The organism is Syntrophorhabdaceae bacterium (assembly GCA_028713955.1).
GTDB lineage: Bacteria > Desulfobacterota > Syntrophorhabdia > Syntrophorhabdales > Syntrophorhabdaceae > UBA5609.
Map to the genome: position 1 here is coordinate 1 of JAQTNJ010000281.1, position 3,683 is coordinate 3,683.

Sequence of the window (3,683 nt, forward strand, 5' to 3'; positions counted from 1 at the left end):
CCTACGCCCCTGCCGCCTGTCACGATGATATCTGCCTCTACGAGGTTCACCGCCGTTGCCGACTGCAGGAACTCAAGGACCTTCGTGTTCAGATCAGCCTCTGCAACTGAAAAAGCCTCTTTTACCACTTCACCGCTTTTTGACGCATCCTTTGCGGGCATCGCGAATGCCTTGGGCCTCACTGTCGCTATCTGGGGGACTGCCTTTTCGTTCACCACCGATACTGTGTAGTTGCCGCCAAAGGCTGCCCTCGTCATCTTCATCTTGCCGCCATCGACGGCAAGGCCGATAGCGTCGGTGCAAAGCCCGAAACCAAGCAATGCCGCGCTTGCTGCCGCAACATCAGTGCCCTGGCTTGTTGCCCTGAAAAGCGCCACTTCCGGTTTATACTTATCAAGAAGGAAATGTGCAGCCTTTGAGTATGCGTCTGGCCTGAAACCCTTGTATTCAGCTCCTTCCACGGCATATACCTTGGAAGCGCCATAGGCGAAAGCCTCTTTGGCTATGTCGTCGGCCTTTTCACCGACTACGAAAGCGCACACGTTGGAACCAAACCCGTCTGCCAGCGTCTTTCCAATGCCCAGAAGTTCAAAAGACATCGGTGTTACCGCTCCATCTTTATGTTCTATATATACCCATACATCGTTAGCCATTGTTCTCCCTCCTCCCGGTTATTTTATGACTTTCAGGTCAATCAGTTTATCGGTGAGCGTATTCGCGATGTCTTCAATTTCACCTTTCAGGATCTCACCTGCACCCCTTGGAGGTGGCACAGCAATCTCAACAACCTTTGTACAGGAACCGGCAGCTCCAACCTTGCCCGCGTCCACACCGAGATCGCCTGCGTTCCACTTCGGGATCTCGACCTTCGCAGCCTTTCTGATACCCATGAGATTCGGGAGTCTCGGCTCATTTATGCCCTTGATAACAGAAACCACGGCGGGGAGTTTTGCCTCAACGACCTCGTTGCCGCCTTCAATGGCCCTTTCCACGACGATCTTTTTGCCTGCCGCATCGATCGAACGAACCTTTGATACATATGTGAGCTGGCTCCAGCCAAGAATTGCAGCAAGCTCTGCGCTTACAACACCGGTATTGCCGTCAGTAGACTGCTTTCCGGCGAATACCACGTCCACATCGCCGATCTTCTTGATCGCCTCGGCAAGCACATAGGCCGTTGCATATGTGTCGGAGCCGGCAAACGCCGGATCACTGACCTGCTGCACCGCATTGACGGTCAGCGCAAGGGCGTTCCTCAGGACATCCGCAGCCTTTTCCGGGCCCATGCTGATCGCAACGATCTCACCATCATAGTTCTCTCTCGTGAGCAGCGCTTCCTCTAAGGCAAACTCATCAAATGGGTTGGTGATCGAATCCATTCCATCTCTCTTCAATGTTCCGCTCGGAATGTCCCATTTGATCTCTGCTTCGGTATCAGGAACCTGTTTTAAACATACAGCTATCTTCACAGTGTCCTCCTTGAATGTATTTTATTCCCCCTTATAGGTGGGTTTCCTCTTTTCTACAAAAGCCGTCATACCTTCTTTCTGGTCTTTTGTAGCAAAACATAATCCAAAGTTTTTCGCTTCGAACATAAGGCCCTCTTTATTATTGAGTGAGAGGCTCTTGCTGATGCACTCCTTGGCGAGCCTTACCGCAAAGGGACCATTCGCCTTTATCTTTTCTGCAAGCGCCATGACCTCACCCATCAACTGGTCATGAGGAACGACCTTATTGATGAGTCCCATCTTGTATGCTTCCAGGGCCGTGATCGTCTTTCCCGTAAAGATGAGTTCCTTTGCCTTCGCGAGGCCGACGAGCTTTGCCGTCCTCTGGGTCCCGCCGAAACCGGGATGGATCCCAAGGGTTGTCTCCGGAAATCCGACCTTTGCCTTATCGGACGCATAGATAAAATCACAGGCAATAGCCACTTCGAACCCGCCGCCGAGTGCAAAACCATTCACGGCAGCGATAACGGGCTTTTCCATATTCTCCAGGGTACCAATAGCTTCATAGCCCCTCAGGGAGAACTTCATACCCTCGATCGCCGTCATGTCCTTCATCTCAAGGATATCGGCCCCCGCGATAAATGCCTTGTCTCCTTCGCCGGTTATGATAACGACTCTGACGTCCTTATTCGCATTCAAGGCATCGCCGGCATGCTTGATCTCCGTTAACACCTCGGAGTTGAGGGCGTTAAGCGCCTTTGGTCTGTTCACCTTAACAATTGCGATACCGTCCTTTACCTCAACTATCAGGTTTTTGTACTCCATATCTTATGCCTCGCTTTCGAGAATTGCCGCAAGGCCCATGCCGCCGCCGATACACATGGAAACAAGACCGTACCTGAGTCCCAGTCTCTTCATCTGATAGAGGGCTGTCGTGACAAGCCGGGCGCCTGTGCATCCGATCGGGTGGCCAAGTGATATGCCGCCACCGAACATATTGCATTTATCTGTGTTGACCTTAAGCTCTTTTATACATGCCAGTGACTGTGACGCGAAGGCCTCATTGAGTTCGATGATATCCATCTGATCAATGGTCATGTTTGCCTTTTTCAGGGCCTTTCTGATGGCAGGTACCGGGCCGAGTCCCATATATGCAGGATCAACTCCGCCGTTTGCCCAGGCTATCAGTTTACCCATCGGCTTTATGCCAAGCTCTTTTGCTTTGTCCCGTGACATGATAACTGCTGCTGAGGCGGCGTCATTCAATCCCGACGCGTTCCCTGCCGTTACTGTACCACCGTCTTTCTTGAATGCCGGGGCAAGCTTTGCCATCTTTTCAAGGGTTGTGTCCATCGGTCTTTCGTCGGTATCGAAAATCAAGGGGTCGCCTTTCTTCTGCGGAATGACAACAGGTACGATCTCGGCCTTGAAGAGACCCTCTTTGATCGCCTTCCGTGCCCTCTGGTGGCTTATAAGTCCGAATGTATCCTGTTCTACCCTCGATATGCCGTACTTTGCGGCAATGTTCTCGGCCGTGAAGCCCATGTGGTATCCGTAAAAGATCTCCCAGACACCGTCGAGGACCATCAGGTCCACTGCCTTTGTATCGAACATCCTCGCGCCCCAGCGGAGTCCCGGTATCGTAAAAGGCGCCTGACTCATATTCTCCATTCCGCCTGCAACGACAACCTCGTTGTCCCCTACGGCTATTGACTGTATGCCATTGATAATAGCCCGTAATCCCGATGAACAGACCTTGTTGATCGTATAGGCTGCTGTTTCTTTCGGAACGCCCGCATTGATACTCGCCTGTCTTCCGGAGTTCTGACCCAGGCCCGCCTGGATAACATTGCCCATGACGACTTCGTCAATGACAACCTCTTTTAAGCTGCTGTCATAGTCATAATATTTTGCTTCAAGGTCCGTGTCGGTTTTGCCGCCAAAGATATCAGGCGCAAACTCTTTGTCTTTGCTCTTCGAGGGCCTGATCCCTGCCCTCTTGATAGCCTCTTTTATGGCTAAACCGCCCAACTGCACAACCGGTACGTCCTTGAGAGACTGACCGAACTGCCCTATTGCTGTCCTCGCACATGAAACTATTACGACTTCTTTCATAATTGGGTCTCCTTTCAATTGAAAAAAAATTCACAATCTTTTATCCTAATTGCAAACATTTGTCAATTATTTTAATCCAAATAGACGATAAAGGCGGTGAATAGTCGATAGTGAATAGTG

General features: G+C 51.0%; 4 protein-coding genes. All 4 read right to left on the reverse strand.

What is annotated here, in order from left to right:
* Positions 1-653: electron transfer flavoprotein subunit alpha/FixB family protein (locus PHU49_15675; GenBank protein MDD5245448.1), on the reverse strand; the 653-nt coding region annotated here is incomplete at its 3' end.
* Between the two features lie 18 nt (positions 654-671).
* A complete protein-coding gene (locus PHU49_15680; protein MDD5245449.1) occupies positions 672-1,469 on the reverse strand; it encodes an electron transfer flavoprotein subunit beta/FixA family protein in 798 nt (265 codons plus the stop codon).
* Between the two features lie 21 nt (positions 1,470-1,490).
* Positions 1,491-2,273 (reverse strand): enoyl-CoA hydratase-related protein, encoded by a 783-nt coding sequence (locus PHU49_15685; protein ID MDD5245450.1) that lies wholly within the window; start codon positions 2,271-2,273, stop codon positions 1,491-1,493.
* A 3-nt stretch (positions 2,274-2,276) separates the two neighbouring features.
* Positions 2,277-3,563 carry an acetyl-CoA C-acetyltransferase gene (locus PHU49_15690; GenBank protein MDD5245451.1) on the reverse strand — a complete coding sequence of 429 codons (1,287 nt, stop codon included), beginning with the start codon at positions 3,561-3,563 and terminating at the stop codon, positions 2,277-2,279.
* Positions 3,564-3,683 lie beyond the last annotated feature (120 nt).